The sequence below is a fragment of the Salinarimonas rosea DSM 21201 genome (assembly GCF_000429045.1).
GTDB lineage: Bacteria > Pseudomonadota > Alphaproteobacteria > Rhizobiales > Beijerinckiaceae > Salinarimonas > Salinarimonas rosea.
In genome coordinates this window covers 1-2,629 of sequence record NZ_AUBC01000053.1, presented here as the reverse complement: position 1 = coordinate 2,629, position 2,629 = coordinate 1, and the positions used below count along the sequence as shown (strand labels likewise).

1 rRNA gene is annotated in these 2,629 nt (G+C 58.5%); it reads left to right on the top strand.

Annotated features, from left to right (window positions below):
* Positions 1-2,609 (top strand): 23S ribosomal RNA (locus tag G407_RS0121245); the annotation flags it as partial.
* Positions 2,610-2,629: the final 20 nt, after the last annotated feature.

Below are 2,629 nucleotides of genomic sequence, written 5' to 3'. Positions count from 1 at the left end.
GAAGGTATCAGATCCTGAATTCATAGGGATTTGAGGCGAACCCGGGGAACTGAAACATCTCAGTACCCGGAGGAAAGGACATCAACGAGACTCCGTCAGTAGTGGCGAGCGAACGCGGACCAGGCCAATGCCTTCGTCATGTGAACCGGAACCGTCTGGAAAGTCGGGCGACATGGGTGACAGCCCCGTACGGGTCGAGCATGGCGAGGGATACGAGTAGGGCGGGACACGTGTAATCCTGTCTGAACATGGGGGGACCACCCTCCAAGCCTAAGTACTCCTCAGCGACCGATAGTGCACCAGTACCGTGAGGGAAAGGTGAAAAGCACCCCGACGAGGGGAGTGAAACAGATCCTGAAACCGGATGCCTACAAACAGTGGGAGCCCAAGGTTCGTCCTGGGTGACCGCGTACCTTTTGTATAATGGGTCAGCGACTTGGCGTGTCGAGCAAGCTTAAGCCGTGAGGCGTAGGCGCAGCGAAAGCGAGTCTGAACAGGGCGTTCAGTTCGGCGCGCCAGACCCGAAACCGGGTGATCTAGCCATGAGCAGGTTGAAGGTGCGGTAACACGCACTGGAGGACCGAACCGGTGTCCGTTGAAAAGGCCTCGGATGACTTGTGGCTAGGGGTGAAAGGCCAATCAAACCCGGAGATAGCTGGTTCTCCGCGAAAGCTATTTAGGTAGCGCCTCGTGTGAATGCTCCAGGGGGTAGAGCACTGGATGGGCTAGGGCTGTCCACAACGGTACCAAACCTAACCAAACTCCGAATACCTGGAAGCAGTGCACGGGAGACACACGGCGGGTGCTAACGTCCGTCGTGGAGAGGGAAACAACCCTGACCTACAGCTAAGGCCCCCAATTCGTGGCTAAGTGGGAAAGGATGTGAGGACCCCAAAACAACCAGGAGGTTGGCTTAGAAGCAGCCATCCTTTAAAGAAAGCGTAACAGCTCACTGGTCTAGTCAAGGGTCCTTGCGCCGAAAATGTAACGGGGCTCAAGCCACGAGCCGAAGCTTAGGGTGCATCCTCGGATGCGCGGTAGCGGAGCGTTCCGTAGGCCGGTGAAGGGAGACCCGTGAGGGCTCCTGGAGGCATCGGAAGTGAGAATGCTGACATGAGTAACGACAAACAGCGTGAGAGACGCTGTCGCCGAAAGTCCAAGGGTTCCTGCGTAAAGTTAATCTGCGCAGGGTCAGCCGGCCCCTAAGGCGAGGCCGAAAGGCGTAGTCGATGGGAATCAGGTGAATAGTCCTGAGCCAGCGGGTGGTGACGGATCCGAGCCGTCGTGTCTCCTTATCGGATTGGAGGCGCGGCCGGAGGGTCCCGGGAAACAGCCCCCGCGTGAGACCGTACCCGAAACCGACACAGGTGGACTGGCAGAGCATGCCAAGGCGCTTGAGAGAACGATGCTGAAGGAACTCGGCAAATTACCTCCGTAACTTCGGGATAAGGAGGCCTTCCGCGTGGGCAACCGCGCGGGAGGGGCACAGACCAGGGGGTGGCGACTGTTTAGCAAAAACACAGGGCTCTGCGAAGTCGCAAGACGACGTATAGGGTCTGACGCCTGCCCGGTGCCGGAAGGTTAAGAGGAGAGGTTCACGCCTTGAATCGAAGCCCCGGTAAACGGCGGCCGTAACTATAACGGTCCTAAGGTAGCGAAATTCCTTGTCGGGTAAGTTCCGACCTGCACGAATGGCGTAACGACTTCCCCGCTGTCTCCAGCATCGGCTCAGTGAAATTGAATTCCCCGTGAAGATGCGGGGTTCCTGCGGTCAGACGGAAAGACCCCGTGCACCTTTACTGTAGCTTTGCGCTGGCATTCGTGTCGGCATGTGTAGGATAGGTGGAAGGCTATGAAGCGCGGGCGCCAGCTCGCGTGGAGCCGCCCTTGAAATACCACCCTTGGCGACATGGATGTCTAACCGCGATCCGTCATCCGGGTCCGGGACAGCGCATGGCAGGCAGTTTGACTGGGGCGGTCGCCTCCCAAAGAGTAACGGAGGCGCGCGATGGTGGGCTCAGACCGGTCGGAAATCGGTCGTCGAGTGCAATGGCATAAGCCCGCCTGACTGCGAGACGGACATGTCGAGCAGAGACGAAAGTCGGCCATAGTGATCCGGTGGTCCCGCGTGGGTGGGCCATCGCTCAACGGATAAAAGGTACGCCGGGGATAACAGGCTGATGATCTCCAAGAGTCCATATCGACGAGATCGTTTGGCACCTCGATGTCGACTCATCACATCCTGGGGCTGGAGCAGGTCCCAAGGGTTCGGCTGTTCGCCGATTAAAGTGGTACGTGAGTTGGGTTCAGAACGTCGTGAGACAGTTCGGTCCCTATCTGCCGTGGGTGTCGGAGATTTGAGAGGATCTGTCCCTAGTACGAGAGGACCGGGATGGACGTACCTCTGGTGGACCTGTCGTGGCGCCAGCCGCGGTGCAGGGTAGCTATGTACGGTCGGGATAACCGCTGAAGGCATCTAAGCGGGAAACCCACCTCGAAACGAGATCTCCCTCGAGAGCCGTGGTAGACCACCACGTCGATAGGCCGGGTGTGCAAGCGCAGCAATGCGTTGAGCTTACCGGTACTAATCGCTCGATCGGCTTGATCGCCTCCCATGATCCCTGCGCGC